The organism is Streptomyces sp. NPDC048516 (assembly GCF_043199875.1).
Classification (GTDB): domain Bacteria; phylum Actinomycetota; class Actinomycetes; order Streptomycetales; family Streptomycetaceae; genus Streptomyces.
The window spans coordinates 247,906-266,840 of sequence record NZ_JBICWS010000012.1; the positions used below are offsets into that span (position 1 = coordinate 247,906).

At 72.9% G+C, this 18,935-nt stretch carries 18 protein-coding genes; 13 read left to right on the forward strand and 5 right to left on the reverse strand.

Annotated features, from left to right (window positions below; translation table 11 throughout):
- Positions 1 to 69: 69 nt before the first annotated feature.
- Complete coding sequence (locus tag ACGFR7_RS24295) at positions 70 to 1,131, reverse strand: NAD-dependent epimerase/dehydratase family protein (RefSeq protein WP_393322914.1); 1,062 nt, start codon at positions 1,129 to 1,131, stop codon at positions 70 to 72.
- A gap of 405 nt (positions 1,132 to 1,536) precedes the next feature.
- Between ACGFR7_RS24295 and ACGFR7_RS24300 the strand changes: the two genes are divergently transcribed.
- On the forward strand, positions 1,537 to 2,541 hold the full coding sequence (locus tag ACGFR7_RS24300) for a PP2C family protein-serine/threonine phosphatase (protein ID WP_393323018.1): 1,005 nt from the start codon (positions 1,537 to 1,539) through the stop codon (positions 2,539 to 2,541).
- A 12-nt stretch (positions 2,542 to 2,553) separates the two neighbouring features.
- Here the strand turns inward: ACGFR7_RS24300 and ACGFR7_RS24305 are convergent, their stop codons facing one another.
- Positions 2,554 to 3,693: a YihY/virulence factor BrkB family protein gene (locus tag ACGFR7_RS24305; protein WP_393322917.1), complete on the reverse strand. Its 1,140-nt coding sequence runs from the start codon at positions 3,691 to 3,693 to the stop codon at positions 2,554 to 2,556.
- Between the two features lie 18 nt (positions 3,694 to 3,711).
- Here ACGFR7_RS24305 and ACGFR7_RS24310 point away from each other — a divergent pair, with 18 nt between their 5' ends.
- The 4 genes from ACGFR7_RS24310 to ACGFR7_RS24325 all read left to right on the forward strand — a co-directional run bounded on the left by ACGFR7_RS24310 (position 3,712) and on the right by ACGFR7_RS24325 (position 9,302).
- On the forward strand, positions 3,712 to 5,382 hold the full coding sequence (locus tag ACGFR7_RS24310) for an acyl-CoA dehydrogenase family protein (RefSeq protein ID WP_393322920.1): 1,671 nt from the start codon (positions 3,712 to 3,714) through the stop codon (positions 5,380 to 5,382).
- A 470-nt stretch (positions 5,383 to 5,852) separates the two neighbouring features.
- Entirely contained in the window at positions 5,853 to 7,142 is a 1,290-nt protein-coding gene (locus tag ACGFR7_RS24315; RefSeq protein ID WP_393322923.1) for a GAF domain-containing protein, read from the forward strand.
- Positions 7,143 to 7,469: 327 nt separating this feature from the next.
- The gene (locus ACGFR7_RS24320; protein ID WP_393322926.1) at positions 7,470 to 8,330 is read left to right on the forward strand and encodes an LLM class flavin-dependent oxidoreductase; all 861 of its coding nucleotides are present in this window, start codon (positions 7,470 to 7,472) and stop codon (positions 8,328 to 8,330) included.
- A gap of 303 nt (positions 8,331 to 8,633) precedes the next feature.
- Positions 8,634 to 9,302, forward strand: a complete 669-nt coding sequence (locus ACGFR7_RS24325) for a class F sortase (RefSeq protein ID WP_393322929.1) — start codon at positions 8,634 to 8,636, stop codon at positions 9,300 to 9,302.
- Between the two features lie 15 nt (positions 9,303 to 9,317).
- On the opposite strand, the gene ACGFR7_RS24330 is transcribed toward ACGFR7_RS24325, so the two are convergent.
- The 3 genes from ACGFR7_RS24330 to ACGFR7_RS24340 are packed head-to-tail and all read right to left on the reverse strand — an operon-like array spanning position 9,318 to position 11,950.
- A complete protein-coding gene (locus ACGFR7_RS24330; protein WP_393322931.1) occupies positions 9,318 to 9,923 on the reverse strand; it encodes a hypothetical protein in 606 nt (201 codons plus the stop codon).
- Positions 9,920 to 11,203, reverse strand: a complete 1,284-nt coding sequence (locus ACGFR7_RS24335; protein WP_393322934.1) for a hypothetical protein — start codon at positions 11,201 to 11,203, stop codon at positions 9,920 to 9,922. The genes ACGFR7_RS24330 and ACGFR7_RS24335 overlap by 4 nt, the downstream gene beginning before the upstream one ends.
- Before the next feature lie 3 nt (positions 11,204 to 11,206).
- Positions 11,207 to 11,950: an ATP-binding cassette domain-containing protein gene (locus tag ACGFR7_RS24340; protein WP_393322937.1), complete on the reverse strand. Its 744-nt coding sequence runs from the start codon at positions 11,948 to 11,950 to the stop codon at positions 11,207 to 11,209.
- A gap of 319 nt (positions 11,951 to 12,269) precedes the next feature.
- Here ACGFR7_RS24340 and ACGFR7_RS24345 point away from each other — a divergent pair, with 319 nt between their 5' ends.
- The 8 genes from ACGFR7_RS24345 to ACGFR7_RS24380 all read left to right on the forward strand — a co-directional run bounded on the left by ACGFR7_RS24345 (position 12,270) and on the right by ACGFR7_RS24380 (position 18,919).
- Positions 12,270 to 12,941 carry a GNAT family N-acetyltransferase gene (locus ACGFR7_RS24345; protein ID WP_393322940.1) on the forward strand — a complete coding sequence of 224 codons (672 nt, stop codon included), beginning with the start codon at positions 12,270 to 12,272 and terminating at the stop codon, positions 12,939 to 12,941.
- 92 nt (positions 12,942 to 13,033) lie between these two features.
- Positions 13,034 to 13,117, forward strand: a complete 84-nt coding sequence (locus ACGFR7_RS24350) for a putative leader peptide (protein WP_350257049.1) — start codon at positions 13,034 to 13,036, stop codon at positions 13,115 to 13,117.
- 214 nt (positions 13,118 to 13,331) lie between these two features.
- Positions 13,332 to 15,029: a nitrite/sulfite reductase gene (locus tag ACGFR7_RS24355; protein ID WP_393322943.1), complete on the forward strand. Its 1,698-nt coding sequence runs from the start codon at positions 13,332 to 13,334 to the stop codon at positions 15,027 to 15,029.
- Between the two features lie 115 nt (positions 15,030 to 15,144).
- Complete coding sequence (locus ACGFR7_RS24360; RefSeq protein ID WP_393322946.1) at positions 15,145 to 15,339, forward strand: hypothetical protein; 195 nt, start codon at positions 15,145 to 15,147, stop codon at positions 15,337 to 15,339.
- Complete coding sequence (locus ACGFR7_RS24365) at positions 15,336 to 16,028, forward strand: phosphoadenylyl-sulfate reductase (protein ID WP_393322949.1); 693 nt, start codon at positions 15,336 to 15,338, stop codon at positions 16,026 to 16,028. Before ACGFR7_RS24360 ends, ACGFR7_RS24365 begins: the two co-directional genes overlap by 4 nt.
- A 20-nt stretch (positions 16,029 to 16,048) precedes the next feature.
- Positions 16,049 to 16,582: an adenylyl-sulfate kinase gene (gene cysC / locus ACGFR7_RS24370; protein WP_393323021.1), complete on the forward strand. Its 534-nt coding sequence runs from the start codon at positions 16,049 to 16,051 to the stop codon at positions 16,580 to 16,582.
- Positions 16,579 to 17,523, forward strand: coding sequence for a sulfate adenylyltransferase subunit CysD (gene cysD, locus ACGFR7_RS24375; protein WP_393322952.1), 945 nt, complete (start codon positions 16,579 to 16,581; stop codon positions 17,521 to 17,523). Before cysC ends, cysD begins: the two co-directional genes overlap by 4 nt.
- 1 nt (position 17,524) lies before the next feature.
- On the forward strand, positions 17,525 to 18,919 hold the full coding sequence (locus ACGFR7_RS24380; RefSeq protein WP_393322954.1) for a sulfate adenylyltransferase subunit 1: 1,395 nt from the start codon (positions 17,525 to 17,527) through the stop codon (positions 18,917 to 18,919).
- Positions 18,920 to 18,935 lie beyond the last annotated feature (16 nt).

Sequence of the window (18,935 nt, forward strand, 5' to 3'; positions counted from 1 at the left end):
GGCGGGCCGCGCGGTGGCGAGGGCTGCGGGCCGCGGGAGCTGCGGGGGCCGCGGCGGCGGCGTCGTGGGTCACCCCGTCGGCGCCGCCCTCATCCCCTCCCGGGCGAACTCCCGCATGCCCTCCTCGAATCCGGTCGCGGCCCGCCAGCCGAGGTCGTCGGCGATCCGTTGCGAGGAGGCGGTGATGTGCCGTACGTCGCCGAGCCGGTACTCCCCCGTCACCACGGGCGCCGGTCCGCCGCTCGCCTCGGCCAGGGTCCGCGCCATCTCGCCGACGGTGTGCGGCACCCCGCTGCCCGTGTTGTACGCGGTCAGGGTGCCCGCCGCCCGGTCCGGCAGGGCCTCCAGGGCGACGGCGTTGGCCGTGGCGACATCCCGCACATGGACGAAGTCCCGCCGCTGGCCGCCGTCTTCGTAGACCGTCGGCGCCTCGCCGCGCGCCAGCGCCGAGCGGAAGAAGGAGGCCACCCCCGCGTACGGGGTGTCCCGTGGCATCCCGGGCCCGTAGACGTTGTGGTAGCGCAGCGCGACGGCCCGGCCGCCGGTGGCACGGGCCCAGGAAGCCGCCAGATGTTCCTGGGTGAGCTTGGTGGCCGCATAGACGTTGCGCGGATCGGTGGGCGCGTCCTCGCCGACCAGTCCCGGCCGCAGTGCGGCGCCGCAGTGCGGGCAGCGTGGCTCGAACTGTCCGGCGTCCAGCTCGGCCACCGCCCGCGGGCCGGGCCGCACCACCCCATGGACGGGACAGGTGTAGCGGCCCTCCCCGTAGACCACCATCGACCCGGCGAGCACCAGCTCGCGCACCCCGGCCTCGGCCATCGCGGCCAGCAGTACCGCGGTGCCCAGGTCGTTGCAGCCGACGTACTCGGGCGCGTCCGCGAAGTCCTTGCCCAGGCCCACCATCGCCGCCTGGTGGCAGACCGCCCGTACGCCCCGCAGGGCCTCGTCGACCGCCGCCCGGTCCCGTACGTCGGCGACGACGCAGCGCGCTCCCGGGAGCGGCGGCGGGGGCCCGGGGTGCGCCGAGGGCAGCAGCGCATCCAGCACGACAGGGTCGTGCCCGCGCGCCACGAGCGCCTCGACGACCTGCGATCCGATGAATCCGGCGCCGCCGGTGACCAGTACACGCATGCCGGTCACGCTAAGCGGGACGGGACGTTCCGGCCCGTGCATGAGCCGTCGTGTCATGGGTCCGTAAGATCCGCGGCCCCGTTCCGCCGCCCCGTTCCAGGGCCCCGGCCCGCGCCCCCGGCCGGCCGCCTCACCGCCATCCGGGCCACTGCGATTCGGTAACAGGGCGCATTCGAGGTATTTCGGTACGGCATATGTTGCCTATGCTCAGGTCGGGGGCTGAGGGGCTGCTTTCGGACACTCCGACGGCCGACGGCCCTCTTGCTCGCCCTTGCCCGCCCTCGCCCGATCTTGCCCGGCTTTCCCACCCCACCTCACCTCACACCGTCGGAGAACACCTTGGCCGTGGACAACGGGGAGCAGCGCACCGGCTCCCGGGTGCTGCCCGCGCTTCCGTACGCGGTCATGGCCGTGGTCACCACGGTCGACCTCACCGCGGGCCCGGAGGTCGGGTTTCTGCCGCTGGTGTCCCTGGGGCCGGCGTTCGCCGGGCTGGTCGGCGGCTGGCGGCGGACCGCCGTGGTCGGGCTGACGGCGTTCGTGCTCTGCCTCGGCCTGGGCGTCTACAACGGTCTGTTCGAGAGCCGGCGCGGCCTGACCGCGCTGCTGTCGGTGGCCGGGGTGACCGCGGCCGGGGTGGTCGCCGCGGTGATGCGGCAGCGGCGCGAGGCGGAGCTGGCCAGCGTCCGGTCCATCGCCGAGGTCGCCCAGCGGGTGCTGCTGCGCCCGGTGCCGCGCGGCGCGGGCCCGCTGCGGATCGCGGTCTCGTACACCTCGGCGGTGGCCGAGGCCCGGATAGGCGGCGATCTGTACGAGGTGGTGACCTCGCCCGCCGGGGTGCGGATCATCGTCGGCGATGTGCAGGGCAAGGGACTGGAGGCCGTGGAGAGCGCGGCGGTGGTGCTGGGCGCCTTCCGGGAGGCGGCACACGACGAACCGGACCTGCCGGCCGTCGGCGAGCGGGTCGAGCGGGCGCTGAACCGCCATCTGTCCGGCGAACGGTTCGTCACGGCGGTGCTCGCCGAGATCGGTGACGGTCCGCGGGCCACCCTGCTGAACTTCGGCCACCCGGCGCCGCTGGTCGTCCGCCCCACCGGCTCGGTGGCCTTCGCCGCGCCGCCCGACCGCGCCCTCCCGCTCGGCCTCAGCCTGCACGGCTCGGTGGCGCCCCTCCCCTACGAGGTGCCGTTCACCCCCGGCGACCAACTGCTCTTCTACACCGACGGCGTCACCGAGGCACGCGATGCGGTGGGGCGCTTCTACCCCCTCGGCGAACGCGCCGCGCTGCTCAAGAACCCAGATCCGGAGACCGCACTGCGCGCCGTCCGCGAGGACCTGGTCGAGCATGCCGAGGGGCCGCTGCACGACGATGCGGCGATGCTGCTGGTCCGCTACCGCGGGCCCCGCTGAACCGGCGTCAGGTCAGTCGCGCCGGGGGGCGCCGCCCTCACCGCCGTCACGTCCCCTGCCTCCCTCGCCGTTGTCATCGGCCGCGCCGTGCTCACCACCGCCGTGCTCACCCCCGTCCGCCGGCGTCCCCCGCTCGTCGCCGGCGCCCGCCTCATCGGCTCCCGCCCCCGTCTCCGTCCCCGCCGCCTCCGGCTTGGCTGCCGTCCGCCGGGCGACCTCCTCGCGGGCCGCGGCCGTGGCGACCGACGGCCACACCCGGTCGAGTGAGGCGTTCATCGCGGCCCCGACCAGCACCGCGAAGGCGGACACCCCGATCCACAGCAGTACGGCGACCGGAGCGGCCAAGGAGCCGTAGATGGTGGGCCCCTCGACCGTCGAGGTGAGGTAGAGCCGCAGCAGGAAGCTGCCGAGCACCCACATGCCGAGCGCGACCACCGCACCGGGGATGTCCTCCGGCCAGGGCGAACGGACCGGTACGGACGCGTGGTAGAGCGTGGTCAGGAAGGCGACCGACAGGAGCAGGACCACCGGCCAGTACAGCGCCCGGATGATGTGCTCGCTGGCCGGCAGCCAGCTCACGACGGTGTCGGGTCCGGCGACCATCAGCGGCAGCGCGACCGCGCCGACGACCAGCGCGGCGAGGTACAGCGCGAACGCCAGCAGCCTGGTCTTGATGATGCCGCGCCGGCCGTCGAGCCCGTACATGATGGTGATGGTGTCGACGAAGACGTTCATCGCCCGGGACCCGGACCACAGGGCGATGGCGAAGCCCAGGGAGATGACGTCCGGGCGGCGGCCGGTGAAGACATCGTCGAGCAGCGGCCGGGCGATCTCGTTCACGCCCTTGGCGGACAGGACGGTGCCGGCGGCGCCGAGGATGTGCCGGCGGACGCTGTCGAGGGTGTCGTGCCCGATCCAGGCGTTCGTGTAGCCGAGCACGCCCAGGAGGCCCAGGATCAGCGGCGGCAGCGACAGCAGGCTCCAGAAGGCGGCCTCGGCGGCCAGGCCGGTGACGCGGTACCTCATGCAGGAGTTGACGGTGTCCTTGAGCAGGAGCCAGGCCAGCCGGCGCTTGGAGACGTTGCGATAGAGGGCACGGGCCTTGGTCAGACGGCCCGCGGGCCGCTCGGTTGGTTCGTTTACCGGCTGCACCTCCTTACCGTATCCGGCATGGCAGCCACCACTCACACGGTCACGAACCAGCCTCCGCCGCTGGTCGGATATGACGTCTTCGCCGGCGACGCGGCCCTGACCGAGGGCATCACCCGGCATGTCGCCGATGTCCGGCTCGATGAGGTACGCGAAGAACTGAGCGCCCTGGGGCGGGCGGCCGGTTCCGCGCACGCCCGGCGCTGGGGCGAACAGGCCAACGCGCACCCGCCCGTCCTGCGCACCCATGACCGCTACGGCCACCGGATCGACGAGGTGGAGTTCCACCCGGCGTGGCACCGGCTGCTCGGCCATGCGGTGACGGCCGGCCTGACCGGCGCCTGGTCCCGCCCTGACGGCCATGTCCGCCGCACCGCCGGCTTCCTCGTGTGGACGCAGGCCGAGGCGGGGCACGGCTGCCCGGTGTCGATGACCCATGCGGCGGTGCCCACGCTGCGCGCCGAACCCGAACTGGCGGCCGAGTGGGAACCGCTGCTGACCTCGCGGGTGTACGAGCACGAGCTGCGCCCGGTCGCCGAGAAGGGCGGCGCGCTGGCGGGGATGGCCATGACCGAGAAGCAGGGCGGCAGCGACCTGCGGGCCCTCACGACCCGCGCCGAGCCGCTGGCCGCGTCCGGCGAATACGTCCTGACCGGCCACAAGTGGTTCTGTTCGGCGCCGATGTCGGACGCCTTCCTGGTGCTGGCCCGCACGCCTGGGGGCACCTCCCGGCCGAAGGCTGGGGGAGGGCTCACCTGCTTTCTGCTGCCGCGGGTGCTGCCGGACGGCAGCCGTAACTCCTTCCGCATCCAGCGGCTCAAGGACAAGCTCGGCAACCGCTCGAACGCCTCGGCGGAGGTCGAGTTCGACGGGGAGAGCTGGGCGCGCCGGGTCGGCGAGGAGGGACGCGGGGTGGCGACCATCATCGAGATGGTCGCGGCGACCCGGCTGGACTGTGTCAGTGCGTCGGCGGCGGTGATGCGGCAGGCGGTGGCCCAGGCGGTGCACCACGCCACCTACCGGGAGGCCTTTGGGGACCGGCTGGCCGACAAGCCGCTGATGCGCAATGTGCTGGCGGATCTGGCACTGGAGTCGGAGGCGGCGACCACCCTGGCGCTGCGGCTGGCGGCGGCGTACGACGACGGCACCGAGCAGGAACGGCACTTTCTGCGGCTGGCGGTGCCGGTGGCGAAGTACTGGGTGACCAAGCGCTGCACACCGATGGTGACCGAGGCACTGGAGTGCCTGGGCGGCAACGGTTACGTGGAGGAGTCGGGGCTGCCGCGGCTGCTGCGTGAGGCGCCGCTCAACTCGATCTGGGAGGGTGCCGGCAACGTCCAGGCGCTGGACGTCCTGCGGGCCCTGCGGCGCGAACCCGAGGCGCTGAACGCGTTCCTGACCGAGGTCGGGGCGGCACGGGGCGCGGACCACCGGCTGGACCGTGCCATCACCGGGATGCTCACCGAACTCGCCGACCTGGAAGGCATCGAGGCCCGGGCCCGGCGGCTGGCGGAGCGGATGGCGTTGGTACTCCAGGGGTCGCTGCTGGTGCGCCATGCGCCGCCGGAGGTCGCGGACGCGTTCTGCGCCGGCCGGCTCGGCGGCGACGCGGGGACGGCGTTCGGGACGCTGCCGCACACGCTGGATCTCGCGGCCGTGGTGGCGCGGGCCCGGCCGGTGGCCGACGACTGAGCACGGCACCGGCCTTGTCCGGGAGCTGCCCGACGCGGGAGCTGCCCGACGCGGCACGGCCCGACGCGGCGGCGGCTCCCCGCTACCTCGGGCATCGCCTCACGAGGCAACGGGGGCAGGGGGTTACCGCCGCCGCGTCGGTCGGGGAGCGGTGCCGCGCCGACACGGCACCGCTCCCGGTCCAGGGGCGTCAGGGCACTGAGCCCCCTCCCGCACCGTGCCGACGTCGCGCAGGGCGGCCGATGGCATCTCCGGCGACACCGGCGGGCACTCCGACGGGTGACCGGCGTACCCGCGGTGGCGAGACACCATCGGCCGCTTTCGTCACCCTCCCCGGAACGCCTCCCGGCGACAACGGTTGCACTGCGTTGCAGCGCCCTCGGGCGGACCGGAAGAATGGGCGGCTCCAGGATGGACCGGTGAGCGTATGAGGGGCACCACCCGAGGGACCGGGCAGTACGGAGAACAGCGTGAGCGACAGAGCGATCGACGGCGCCATCTGGTCGGACCGGGACCACCGCGCCACCGCACACCGTCTCGCCGCGGTCCACGAGGCGGCGCTCGCGGGCGAGATGACGCCGGGCCGGACACCCCACGTGCCGCGCCCGGTGATCGGGGAATCCTGGCACCGGGTACGGGTCTCGGGCGTCGACCCGGACCGCGACCGTCCGCAAGTCCCCCTGTCGGTCGTGGAGTTGGAGCAGCGTCGGCAGTTGTCCCCGCTGGCGGGGGTGCTGCCGATGCTCGGCGGGGGGCTGTTACCTGCCGCCGACGCCGCACAGCAGATCATGGTCGTCACCGACGCCGAGGGCCGGGTGCTGTGGCGCGAGGGCAGCGCGCCGGTCCGGCGGATGGCCGACCGGCTGGGCTTCGACAAGGGCGCCGACTGGACGGAGGACGTCGTCGGCACCAACGCCATCGGCACGGCGCTGGTGGCCGGCCGGCCGGTGCTGGTGCACTCCGCGGAGCATTTCGTCCGCAGCCACCACCAGTGGACATGTGCCGCCGCACCGCTCCACGACCCGCGCGACGGGCGCCTGTTGGGCACCGTGGACCTCAGCGGCCCGGCGGCCTCCTTCCACCCCACGACGCTCTCGCTGGTGTCCGCCGTCGCCCGCCTCGCCGAGGGCGAGCTGCGCACCCGCCACCATCTGTCCCTGGAACGGCTGCGGTCGAGCGCGGCACCGGTGCTGGCGCGGATCGGCGGGCGGGCGCTGGCCATCGACCCGAGCGGCTGGGTCGTGGGGGTGACGGGCCTGACGCCGCCGGACCGGGTGGCGCTGCCCAAGTCGCCCGAGGCCGGGCCGCTGTGGCTGCCGCGGTACGGCAGGTGTGCCCTGGAGCCGTTGCCCGGCGGCTGGCTGATCCGGGTCGGGGGCCGGGAGCGGGACTTCGGGCCGAGCCGGGTGGTGCTGGACGTCAGCGGCCGGGACGGCTCGACGGTCACCGTCAGCGGACCGGCCGGCAGCTGGTCGCACGAGCTGACCCCGCGCCATGCCGAGCTGTTGTTCGTCCTCGCCGCGCACCCGCAGGGGCGCAGCGCCGCCGAACTCGCGCGGGACCTCTTCGGTGACCACAGCCGCACGGTCACGGTGCGGGCCGAGCTGTCCCGGCTGCGCCGCCATCTCGCGGGCGTGCTGGCGCACCGCCCGTACCGCTTCGCCGACGGGGTGGAGGTGGAACTCCTGCTGCCGCCGCGGCCCGCTCATCTGCTGCCGCAGTCCTCGGCGCCCGCGGTGGCGGCGGCGCGCCTGGGGTGACGGGGCGGCAGGGCCCGGGACGGAGGACCCCGGGGGCGGCAGGGCAGGGCGGACGGCAGGGCCGCGGAGGGCCGCAGGGCGAGGCGGGCGGCAGGGCCGGGGAGGGCAGACCGGAGCAGGCGAGTACCAGGGCGAAAAACCCGGTGCGGACGTGCGTTCCCCCTCATAGAGTGGCCGCACTCTGACCTCAGCTCTCCAGAAGGACGTCGCAGAACGGGAGCAGCCCGCGCGCAGCGAACGCGCGGCGCCGAATGAGTGGGCGACACGAGACACGACGGTTCGTGCTCACTCCTGCCCGTATGCCCTTCGTCCTTCCGGAGGACCCCCATGTCCGTAGGCCTTGGCCTCCCCATCGGCGACCCCGCACAGCTGCTGAGCTGGGCCCGGCGCGCCGAAGCCACCCCCTTCACCACCGTCGCCCTGCTCGACCGGCTGGTGTTCGGCAACCCCGAACCACTGATCACGCTGGCCACCCTCGCCGGCGCCACCTCCCGGATCCGGCTGCAGACCGAGGTGCTGCTCGCCCCGCTGCACCGTACGACGCTGCTCGCCAAGCAGGCCGCCACGCTCGATCTGCTGTCGGGCTCCCGCTTCACCCTCGGCATCGGTACCGGCGGACGCGACGACGACTATCTGGCCGCCGGTGTCGACCTGCGCACCCGTGGCCGGCGGCTCGACCGGCAGCTGGCCACCCTGCGCCGCGTCTGGTCCGGTGCGCCGCTCTCCGAGGACATCGGGCCGATCGGTCCGGTCCCCGCGCGACCCGGGGGGCCCGAGGTGCTGTTCGGTGGTTTTGTGCCCGCCGTGGTGGAGCGCGTGGCCCGCTGGGGCGACGGGTTCCTCGGCGCCGCGCTCCCGGCCCCGCAGATGGACGGACTGTTCCGTGCGGTGGAGACGGCCTGGTCCCGGGCCGGCCGTACGGGCCGGCCCCGGCTGCTGGCCCAGGTCAATGTCGCCCTCGGCCCGGAGCCGACCCTCGACCGGGCCCGCGAGGAACTGACCGCGTACTACCGGCCGAGCAGCTACACCGGCCATGTCGTCAACGGACTGCTCACCACCGGGACGCAGATCCGCGAGGCGGTGGCCGCGTTCCGGGCGATCGGCGCGGACGAAGTGATGCTCTACTGCTGGTCCCCGGACCCGGACCAGGTCGAGCGGCTGGCCGACGCGGTGTTCCCGGTGTCCTAGCGGCCGGCCCTCCTGGTTCGTGAGCGGGGGCGGACGGACGAGCCTCGGCGTGCAAGCCGGGCCGGGCGGTCAGCGGGCCGGCGAGCCGGCGGTGCGGCGAGCCGGCGGTGCGGCGAGCCGGGGGTGCGGCGAGCCGCCGGACGGCCGCACGTGGTGCAACGGCACGACGTCACGACCGCCCGGCATCCACCGCCCGTTCGGCCGTCTGCGCTCGCCGCCGCCCGGGCGCCCGCCTAGCGTGCCGACAGCGGACCGTGCACCCCGGGGAGGGGCGCCGGGAAGCGCGGTCACGGGAGGTGAGCGATGAGCCCGACGGACCCGCCGGAAGCGGCACCCGGGCAACCGGCGGCCGCCCGCAGGCCCAGGTGGGGCGCTTTGGCGCTGGCCGGGCTCATCGGCATCGGCATGGTGCGCCAGGGACTGTCCGGTGAGGCCGACGGGCCGCCGCAGCCGGGAGCCGACACCGCCCTCTTCCCCGGCGACCTCCCGCCCGGCGGCCCCGCGCCGCCGCCACTGCCCCGCTCCGCCCCGGCCCGGGTGGCGATTCCGTCGATCGAGGTGTCGGCCCCGCTGATGCCGCTGGGACTGGACAAGGACGGCTGGATCGAGGCCCCGCCGGCCGACTCCCCCCGGCTGGCGGGCTGGTACGCGCACGCACCGACCCCGGGCGAGAGGGGCACCGCCGTCATCGTCGGACATGTCGACAGCCGCGGCGGCCCCGCCGTCTTCTACGGGCTGGGCGCCCTGGAGAAGGGCAGGACGATCCGGGTGACCCGCGAGGACGGGCGGACCGCGGTCTTCGAGGTCTACGGCATCCAGGTCTTCGACAAGCGCAAGTTCCCCGCCCGGAAGGTCTACGGCCCCACCGGACGCCCCGAGCTGCGCGTCCTGACCTGCGGCGGCCACTACGAGGCGGGGTCCGGCTACGCGGGCAACGTGGTGGTCTTCGCCCGGATGACGGAGTCCGGCTAGCCCCCGCCCGCGTCCTCAGGTGGCGCGGGTGAAGGGATCGATCACGGGGCGGTTCTTCCACACGGCGAGCGCGCAGCCCAGGGCGAAGAGGAAAACGGCTTCGGCGGCGCCCGGGTGCGAGAGGGGTTCGTGGATCGGCCAGGCCCAGGGCCGGGCCGATCCTCCCGGCCGGCGTCCGGCTGCGGCACACGCGAGGGGCAGCGCGGCCACACAGATCGCGGCGATACCTGGTCCCAGCACGGCGCGGACGATGAGGGCGCTGCCGAGGAAGCCGGCACAGTTGCGGGCAAGGGACAGGGCTTCGGGCCGGTCCCACAGGAGCTGGATTCCCACTGCCGTCACGAGTGCCAGCAGGGCGAAGGCCCCACAGAGCACCACAGTGCGCCGCCCGTTGTGGCGCACTGCCGCCTCCTCGGTGACGGTGTCCCCGCGGTCGAGCCCGTGCAGGAGCAACACCACCGGCACCACGCCCAGGATCTGAGTGACCAGAAGCCGGCCGGAGGGGCCGACCACGGCGGGTACGGGGATGGCTTCCTGGCGCACCAGGACCGCCACGAGGTACACCGCCAAGAGAGCCGACAGCACTGCGGGGACATTCCTGGCCTTGAGCCACCAGATCATCGCGCCGTCTCCCGGGTCCGGTGTGCGGGGGCAGGCGCGGGGTGGGTGGTGCAGTCCCGCAGGGCCTGGCTGTTGTGCCGGAACCACGCCAGCTGCTCGTCGGCTCCCGAGCGACGGACGCCCGCGGCGACGGCGGTTTCCTTCGCGCCGTAGTGGCTGACGACGTCCTCGGAAGCGGCACCCGCGGTCAGCGAGAGCCATGCCGCAGTGGGGCCGTAGGCGTCGGCGCCGGGATAGGGGCTGCCGGACTGTGCACAGGCGGGCGGGCCGGAGGGCAGCAGGCTCGTGCCCACTCCTGCGCGCACCTCGAACGGTGTGGGCTCGGGCCAGGAGCCGATGGACGCGGCCCGCTTGCCCGGATGCTCGTCCATGGTGAGGGTGTCCGGTACGGCAAGGCCTGCGTGCTGCAGACGCCGCCGTGCGTCGGCGGCGTGGTGGCGGACCATCCCTGCGCTGCCGGCGAGCTCCGGCCACAGGCACACCCTCGGATCGTGACCGGCGCACCGCAGTTGCTCCGCGGCCCGGGGGACCGCGGGATCGGCGGGCAGGCCCTGGGCGAGGAATCCGCTGCCGGCCAAGCCGGCCACCAGCGCTGCGCCGGTCAGCGCCCTGCGCGGACGCACGCCCGGTACGGTCAGGGCCGAGACGGCGGCCGCGATGACGCCGCAGGCCAGCACCAGTGCGCTGGCCGCGGCCTGGCGGTCGGGGGCCTGGCCGAGGGAACAGCACGAGGTCATGCCGCCGGTGACCATGTGCCGCAGCCACACGGGTTCCATGGCGGCCGGGTAGGCGGTCAGGACGAAGCTGAGCACCAGGGCCAGGGCAACAGCCACCACCAGCGGGAGGCGCTTGCCGAGCAGGAAGCCGGCCATGGCGTGGGCGGTGAGCACGGCCAGCCACACGAGGGCCATGCCGACCGGCGGCAGGCCCGCCTGCGGGCGTGCCGCGGAGATCGTCAGCGCGGCGGCCACCGCCATGCCGAGGGCGCCCAGGACGATGACGGGCAGCAGCAGGGGGAGGGCGAGGGCGAGCCCCGAGCGGGTCGGCGCCCAGCCGGCCACGTTGCCGCGGGTGAAGCGTGCGCCCTCCCAGGCACCGGCGGCCGCACAGGCCGGGGCCACGAAGGGCAGCGCGAAGGTGGCGGCGGCCAGGGCGCTGGGCCAGTAGCCGGGGGTCACCGACCCGGTGAGGTCATCCGACAGCAGCACGGCGACGAAGGCGGCCAGCAACGGAGCCAGCCAGGTGGCGGAGGAGGAGCGCGCGACAGTACGCCAGAGCACGGCTCACACCTCCTGGGCGATCAGCTGGGTGTAGGCACCTTCGGCGCGTCGTCCCTCCGGTGTGCCGGGGGCGGCGAGGGCGAGGAAGGTGTCGGTGTCGCCCTCGAAGCGGGTCCGGCCTCTGTCGAGGACGACGACACGGTCGTACATGGTGTCGAGGTCTTCGGTCTGGTGGGTGGAGACCACGACGTGGAGGTCGGCCAGCAGGCTGGTGACCAGCTCGCGGAAGATGTGGCGCTGCGAGGGGTCAAGTCCTGCCGTCGGCTCGTCGAGCAGCACGATTTCGCTGTGGTGGACGAGAGTTCCGGCTATGCCCATGCGCCGTAACTGGCCGCCCGAGAGCTGGTGGCTCTTCCGGCCGGCCAGGCTGCCCAGCTTCACCCGCTCCAGTGCCTGGTGTGACCGGTCCCAGGCGTCGGAGCGGGACATTCCTTTCAACCAGCCGATGTAGGCGACGTTTTCCCGGACGGTGAGCCCCGGCATGGGTTTGACGTTCTGCGGAAGCCATCCCACGGCTTTGCGGTAGGCCGCTCGCGTGTGCCGCTGACCGGGGTTCATCCCCTTCCAGGTCACCGCTCCTGCGGTAGGGGAGATCCAGGAGGCGGCGATGCCTAAAAGAGTGGATTTACCCGCGCCGTTAGGCCCCAGGAGGACGGTTGCCCGGCGGTCGAGGGAGAGATCGAGTCCGTTGAGGACGGGCACCTTCCGGCCGTAGCGGAACGAACACCCGGTGAATTGCAGAGACATGCCATCCTTGCTTTCGCGAGCCGCACATAAACCGGCCGGGAGCACTGTGTGCGCTCCCGGCTGACGTTTCATCGATTTCGTTAATTATGCGTCGGGGCTGTCTCCGAATCCCGGTATTCGCATATCCGCTTCGCCGGGCGGCACAGTCGGCACCTCACATTGCGAGCAGGCATCTCACCATGCGGGATGAGGTCCACCGGCCCCGTCCGGCCCCGGCCTGCCCCTGACCTGCGCCCGAACCTCGCCCCGGGCACCCCATCCCCGCCCTCGCCCCCGGACCGGCCCGGGGCCCCCGCTCCCGGTGTGATGTGCTGGCCGCATGAGCATCTCGGTCATCACGTGGTACCTCGAGCAGACCTCGCGCGCCGACCTGTCCCCCGCCGCGGTTCCGGCGGCCGAGCAGGACGTCCGGATCATCCGCTCGCAGGTTCCTTCCCCCGAATTCAGCCGCTTCCTCTATACGGCGGTCGGCGGTGACGTCACCTGGACCGACCGGCTGGACTGGTCGTACGCGCAGTGGGCAGCACACCTCGGGCGCCCCGGGGTGGAGACCTGGGTGGCGTACGAGCGGGGCACACCCGCCGGGTTCATCGAGCTGGCGGCGGAGGCGGACGGCTCCGTGGAGATCGTCTTCTTCGGACTCCTCCCCGGCTTCCGTGGGCGCCGGATCGGCGGACACCTGCTCGCCCACGGCACCGAGCGGGCCTGGGACCTGGCCGAACGGTGGCCGGAGCTGGCACCGACCAAGCGGGTGTGGGTGCACACGTGCAGCCAGGACGGCCCGCACGCGAAGGCCAACTACGAGCGGCGCGGCTTCCGGGTCTACGACACCACGGTGACCGAGGAGCCCGACGTGCCGGCGCCCGGCCCCTGGCCCGGGGCGGGCCCCACGGGACCGACGGAGCCGACGGAGCCGACGGAGCCGACAAGGCCGACGGGATCCGCCGAGCCGACGGGCCCTTCCACCACCACCACACCCACCGGGGAGTGACCGGCACCACACCGTCTCGCGATGCGAGACCCAGGTGTCCGGATTCTGGATAACGGTGGACTGGCCGGAGAGCGGCGTGACACGCTTCCGTCATGTCTCGAGCTGGAATTGCCTTGGTGAGTCGGCGGCACGTCGACCTCGGCCGCATGTCCAGCGCCATTTGTCGGGCGGGCTGAGGCTGCATTGACCAGGGGTCTTCGACCTCTGGCAGCACCCGGCACCACCGCATCTCACGCCGTCCCCATCGTCGCGGACGCGCTGACACCCCTCGACCCGCAGACCTTCCGACGCGTGTATCACGCGCCGCTTTTCGGTATGCCTGCGCAGGTCAGCGCGGGTGCTCGGCGCCCCGTCCGCATTCCTTGAGCCCGCCCAGAAGGACGTACACCCATGGCCGCCTCCCCTGAACGCCCCGAAGCTGCCACGACCCGCCGCAAGGCCGGACGCCACCGCGGCGAGGGCCAGTGGGCCGTGGGCCACCACACGCCACTCAACGGCAACGAGCAGTTCAAGAAGGATGACGACGGTCTCAATGTGCGGACGCGCATTGAGACGATCTACTCCAAGTCGGGATTCGACTCCATCGACCCCACCGACCTGCGCGGGCGGATGCGCTGGTGGGGCCTGTACACCCAGCGCAAGCCCGGGATCGACGGCGGCAAGACGGCGATCCTGGAGCCGGAGGAGCTGGACGACAAGCACTTCATGCTGCGGGTCCGCGTCGACGGCGGGCGGCTGAGCGTGGCCCAGCTGCGCGCCATCGGCGAGGTCTCCGAGCAGTACGCCCGCGGCACCGCGGACATCACCGACCGGCAGAACATCCAGCTGCACTGGATCCGCATCGAGGACGTCCCCGCCATCTGGGAGAAGCTGGAGGCGGTGGGCCTGTCCACGACGGAGGCCTGCGGCGACTGCCCGCGCGTGATCATCGGCTCCCCGGTGGCCGGTATCGCGGCGGACGAGATCGTCGACGGCACTCCGGCCGTCGATGAGATCCACGAGCGCTACATCGGCAGCAAGGAGTTCTCCAACCTGCCGCGGAAGTTCAAGACCGCGATCTCCGGCTCGCCCGTCCAGGACGTGGTCCACGAGATCAACGACGTGGCCTTCGTCGGTGTCGTCCACCCCGAGCACGGCCCCGGGTTCGACCTCTGGGTCGGCGGCGGCCTGTCCACCAACCCCAAGCTCGCCCAGCGCCTGGGCACCTGGGTGCCGCTGGACGAGGTCGCGGACGTCTGGGCCGGTGTGGTCGGGATCTTCCGGGACTACGGCTACCGCCGGCTGCGCAACCGTGCCCGGCTGAAGTTCCTGATGGCCGACTGGGGCCCGGAGAAGTTCCGCCAGGTGCTGGAGGACGAGTACCTGCAGCGCAAGCTGGCCGACGGACCCGCGCCCGAGGAGCCGGTCTCCAAGTGGCGCGACCACATCGGGGTGCACCGGCAGCAGGACGGCCGCTTCTACGTGGGCTTCGCCCCGCGCGTGGGCCGGGTCGACGGCACCACCCTCACCAAGATCGCCGAACTGGCCGCCGCGTACGGCTCCGACCGGCTGCGCACCACCGTCGAGCAGAAGATGATCATTCTCGACGTCGAGCAGGACCAGGTCGACGGGCTGGTCGCGGGGCTGGAGGCGCTGGACTTCCAGGTCAACCCCTCGCCGTTCCGGCGCGGCACGATGGCCTGCACCGGCATCGAGTTCTGCAAGCTGGCCATCGTCGAGACCAAGGGCCGTGGCGCCTCGCTGATCGACGAACTGGAGCAGCGGATGCCGGACTTCCAGGAGCCGATCACCATCAACCTCAACGGCTGCCCGAATGCCTGCGCCCGTATCCAGGTCGCGGACATCGGCCTCAAGGGCCAGCTGGTCCTGGACGACGACGGCAACCAGGTCGAGGGCTACCAGGTGCACCTGGGCGGCGCCCTGGGCCTGGAGGCCGGCTTCGGCCGCAAGGTCCGCGGTCTGAAGGTCACCGCCGATGAACTCCCCGACTACGTCGAGCGGGTGCTGCGCAACTTCGAGGCGCAGCGCGAGGAGGACGAGCGGTTCGCCACCTGGGCGGCCCGTGCGGAAGAGGGTGCGCTGAAGTGAGCGAGCCCTGTCGTGCGGCGCAGGCCGGCCCGGGAAGCCGCGCAGTGACGAAGGACCGAGCAGTGACGAGGGAAGCCGGCGCACCCGAGCGCGCCGGGGCTGAGCGGGGGACACCGTGAGCGAACGTGCGGCGCCGTTCTACTGCCCCTACTGCGGGGACGAGGACCTGCGGCCTTCCGAGGAGGGCCATGGGTCATGGGAATGCCGGTCCTGCAGTCGCGCGTTCCGGCTGAAGTTCCTGGGCCTGCTGACGCCGGGAAGCACCGGCAGCACCCCTTCCGCTTCCGCTTCCGACGGAGGTACCCCGTGACCACCGCTACCGACCTTCAGCAACTCGCCGAGCAGGCGGGCCGCGACCTGGAGGACGCGCCCGCCCTGAAGATCCTCGAATGGGCCGCCGAGACCTTCGGCCCGCGCTTCTGCGTCACCTCCTCGATGGAGGACGCAGTCGTCGCGCACCTGGCCTCGCGGGCCTTCCCGGGCGTGGACGTGGTCTTCCTGGACACCGGCTACCACTTCCCCGAGACCCTGGGGACCCGGGACGCGGTGGCCGAGGTGATGGACGTCAACGTCCTGACCCTGACGCCGCGTCAGACGGTCGCCGAGCAGGACGCCGAGCACGGCCCGAAGCTGCACGACCGCAACCCGGACCTGTGCTGCGCCCTGCGCAAGGTCAAGCCGCTCGAAGAGGGCCTGGCCGGCTACGACGCCTGGGCGACGGGGCTGCGCCGGGACGAGTCGCCCACCCGGGCGAACACCCCGGTCGTCGGCTGGGACCCCAAGCGCCGCAAGGTGAAGATCTCCCCGATCGCCCGCTGGACGCAGGCCGATGTGGACGCGTACGTGGACGGGCACGGGGTGCTCACCAACCCGCTGCTGACGGACGGCTACGCCTCCGTGGGCTGCGCGCCCTGCACCCGCCGGGTGCTGGAGGGCGAGGACGCCAGGGCCGGCCGCTGGGCCGGCAGCAACAAGACCGAGTGCGGGCTGCACGGATGACCGAGCATCAGGAGATATCCATGACGGGCGCCACGATCTGGCTGACCGGTCTGCCGAGCGCGGGCAAGACGACCCTCGCGCACGAACTGGCCGGAAAGCTGCGCGGCGACGGCCACCGCGTCGAGGTGCTGGACGGCGACGAGATCCGCGAGTTCCTGTCCGCGGGTCTCGGCTTCACCCGCGAGGACCGGCACACCAACGTCCAGCGGATCGGCTTCGTGGCCGAGCTGCTGGCGAGCAACGGCGTCAAGGCGCTGGTGCCGGTGATCGCGCCGTACGCGGACAGCCGGGAGGCAGTACGCAAGCGCCACGGGAGCGAGGGCACCCCCTACCTGGAGGTGCATGTGGCCACGCCCGTCGAGGTGTGCTCCGAGCGGGATGTGAAGGGGCTCTACGCCAAGCAGGCGGCCGGTGAGATCTCCGGACTGACCGGCGTGGACGACCCCTACGAGGCGCCCGCCTCACCCGACCTGCGCATCGAGTCGCACACCCAGACCGTGCAGGAGTCCGCGGCGGCACTGCATGCGCTGCTCACCGAAAGGGGACTGGCATGACGACCGTCACTGCCGTGACCGAGAACGCCGAGGACGCCGACAACCCGTACGCCCTCCCCCACCTCGACGCCCTGGAGTCGGAGGCGGTGCACATCTTCCGTGAGGTGGCGGGTGAGTTCGAGCGGCCGGTGATCCTGTTCTCCGGCGGCAAGGACTCCATCGTCATGCTGCACCTGGCGCTGAAGGCGTTCGCGCCGGCCGCGGTGCCGTTCTCGCTGCTGCACGTCGACACCGGGCACAACTTCCCCGAGGTCCTCGACTACCGCGACCGCACCGTGGAGCGGCACGGCCTGCGGCTGCACGTCGCCTCCGTCCAGGACTTCATCGACCGCGGTGAGCTGCGCGAGCGCCCGGACGGCACCCGCAACCCGCTGCAGACCGTCCCGCTGCTGGACGCCATCGACAAGGGCCGCTTCGACGCGGTCTTCGGCGGCGGCCGCCGGGACGAGGAGAAGGCGCGCGCCAAGGAGCGGGTCTTCTCGCTGCGTGACGAGTTCGGCGGCTGGGACCCGCGCCGCCAGCGCCCCGAGCTGTGGCAGCTCTACAACGGCAAGCACTCCCCCGGCGAGCACGTCCGCGTCTTCCCGCTGTCCAACTGGACCGAGCTGGACGTGTGGCAGTACATCGCCCGCGAGAAGATCGAGCTGCCCGCCATCTACTACGCCCACGAGCGCGAGGTCTTCGCCCGCAGCGGTATGTGGCTCTCCCCCGGCGAGTGGGGCGGCCCCAAGGACGGCGAGAGCCTGGAGCGGCGGCAGGTGCGCTACCGCACCGTCGGCGACATGTCCTGCACCGGTGCCGTCGACTCCGACGCCGACACCATCGAGGCGGTGATCGCGGAGATCGCCGCGTCCCGGCTCACCGAGCGGGGTGCCACCAGGGCCGACGACAAGATGTCCGAGGCCGCCATGGAGGACCGCAAGCGCGAGGGGTACTTCTAACATGAGCACGAACACAGGCACCGGCGCGAGCACGGGCACCAGCACGGGTGCGGGCGCGGCCGACTTCGTCGAGGCGGGTGCCGCCTCGCTGCTGCGCTTCGCCACCGCAGGCTCCGTCGACGACGGCAAGTCCACGCTGGTGGGCCGGCTGCTGCACGACTCCAAGTCGGTGCTCGCCGACCAGCTGGAGGCCGTCGAGCGGGCCTCGCTGGGCCGCGGGCAGGAGGCGCCGGACCTGGCGCTGCTGACCGACGGGCTGCGCGCCGAGCGCGAGCAGGGCATCACCATCGATGTCGCCTACCGCTACTTCGCCACCCCGCGGCGCCGGTTCATCCTGGCGGACACCCCCGGGCATGTGCAGTACACCCGCAACATGGTCACCGGCGCGTCCACCGCCGAGCTGGCCGTGGTGCTGGTCGACGCCCGCAACGGCGTGGTCGAGCAGACCCGCCGGCACGCCGCGGTCGCCGCCCTGCTGCGCGTCCCGCATGTGGTGCTGGCCGTCAACAAGATGGACCTGGTCGACTACGCCGAGCCCGTCTTCGCCGCCATCGCCGAGGAGTTCACGACCTACGCGGCCTCGCTGGGCGTCCCGGAGATCACCGCCATCCCGATCTCGGCGCTGGCCGGCGACAACGTGGTGTCCCCCTCGGCGCACATGGACTGGTACGGCGGCCCGACCGTGCTGGAGCACCTGGAGACCGTGCCCGTCGTCGCCGACCCGTCGGACGACCCGGCGCGCTTCCCGGTCCAGTACGTCATCCGTCCGCAGACCGCCGAACACCCCGACTACCGCGGCTACGCGGGCCAGATCGCCTCGGGTGTGCTGCGCGTCGGCGACCCCGTCACCGCCCTGCCCTCGGGCCGCACCAGCACCATCGAGGCGATCGACGCCCTGGGCCAGGCCGTGGACGCCGCCTGGGCACCGCAGTCGGTCACCGTCCGCCTCACCGACGACATCGACATCTCACGCGGTGACCTGATCGCCCCCACGGCCACCGCACCGGACCTCTCGCAGGACATCGAGGCAACCGTCTGCCACGTGGCGGACCGTCCGCTGACCATCGGCCAGCGCGTGCTGCTCAAGCACACCACCCGCACCGTCAAGGCCCTCGTCAAGGACATCCCCTCCCGCCTCACCCTCGACGACCTCTCCCAGCACCCGGCCCCCGGCGAACTGGCCGCCAACGACATCGGGCGCGTCACCCTCCGCACCGCCGAGCCCCTGGCCCTGGACGCCTACGCCGACTCCCGCCGCACCGGCTCCTTCCTCCTGATCGACCCGGCGGACGGTACGACGCTGACCGCGGGGATGGCGGGCAACGCCTTCGCCGAGGCGGCCGCCGAGGCCGCTCCGGCCGCCGGCGCGGACGACGACGAGGGATGGGACTTCTGAGCATGCTCCAGGACAT

Bases quoted from the DNA above. Each gene is read 5' to 3' on its own strand.
- cysC (WP_393323021.1), top strand. From the start codon at position 16,049: ATGACGGGCGCCACGATCTGGCTGACCGGTCTGCCGAGCGCGGGCAAG.
- ACGFR7_RS24350 (WP_350257049.1), top strand. From the start codon at position 13,034: ATGTCTCGAGCTGGAATTGCCTTGGTGAGTCGGCGGCACGTCGACCTC.
- ACGFR7_RS24300 (WP_393323018.1), top strand. From the start codon at position 1,537: ATGGCCGTGGTCACCACGGTCGACCTCACCGCGGGCCCGGAGGTCGGG.
- ACGFR7_RS24330 (WP_393322931.1), bottom strand. From the start codon at position 9,923: ATGATCTGGTGGCTCAAGGCCAGGAATGTCCCCGCAGTGCTGTCGGCT.
- cysD (WP_393322952.1), top strand. From the start codon at position 16,579: ATGACGACCGTCACTGCCGTGACCGAGAACGCCGAGGACGCCGACAAC.
- ACGFR7_RS24345 (WP_393322940.1), top strand. From the start codon at position 12,270: ATGAGCATCTCGGTCATCACGTGGTACCTCGAGCAGACCTCGCGCGCC.
- ACGFR7_RS24320 (WP_393322926.1), top strand. From the start codon at position 7,470: ATGTCCGTAGGCCTTGGCCTCCCCATCGGCGACCCCGCACAGCTGCTG.
- ACGFR7_RS24340 (WP_393322937.1), bottom strand. From the start codon at position 11,950: ATGTCTCTGCAATTCACCGGGTGTTCGTTCCGCTACGGCCGGAAGGTG.
- ACGFR7_RS24380 (WP_393322954.1), top strand. From the start codon at position 17,525: ATGAGCACGAACACAGGCACCGGCGCGAGCACGGGCACCAGCACGGGT.
- ACGFR7_RS24295 (WP_393322914.1), bottom strand. From the start codon at position 1,131: ATGCGTGTACTGGTCACCGGCGGCGCCGGATTCATCGGATCGCAGGTC.
- ACGFR7_RS24310 (WP_393322920.1), top strand. From the start codon at position 3,712: ATGGCAGCCACCACTCACACGGTCACGAACCAGCCTCCGCCGCTGGTC.
- ACGFR7_RS24325 (WP_393322929.1), top strand. From the start codon at position 8,634: ATGAGCCCGACGGACCCGCCGGAAGCGGCACCCGGGCAACCGGCGGCC.
- ACGFR7_RS24355 (WP_393322943.1), top strand. From the start codon at position 13,332: ATGGCCGCCTCCCCTGAACGCCCCGAAGCTGCCACGACCCGCCGCAAG.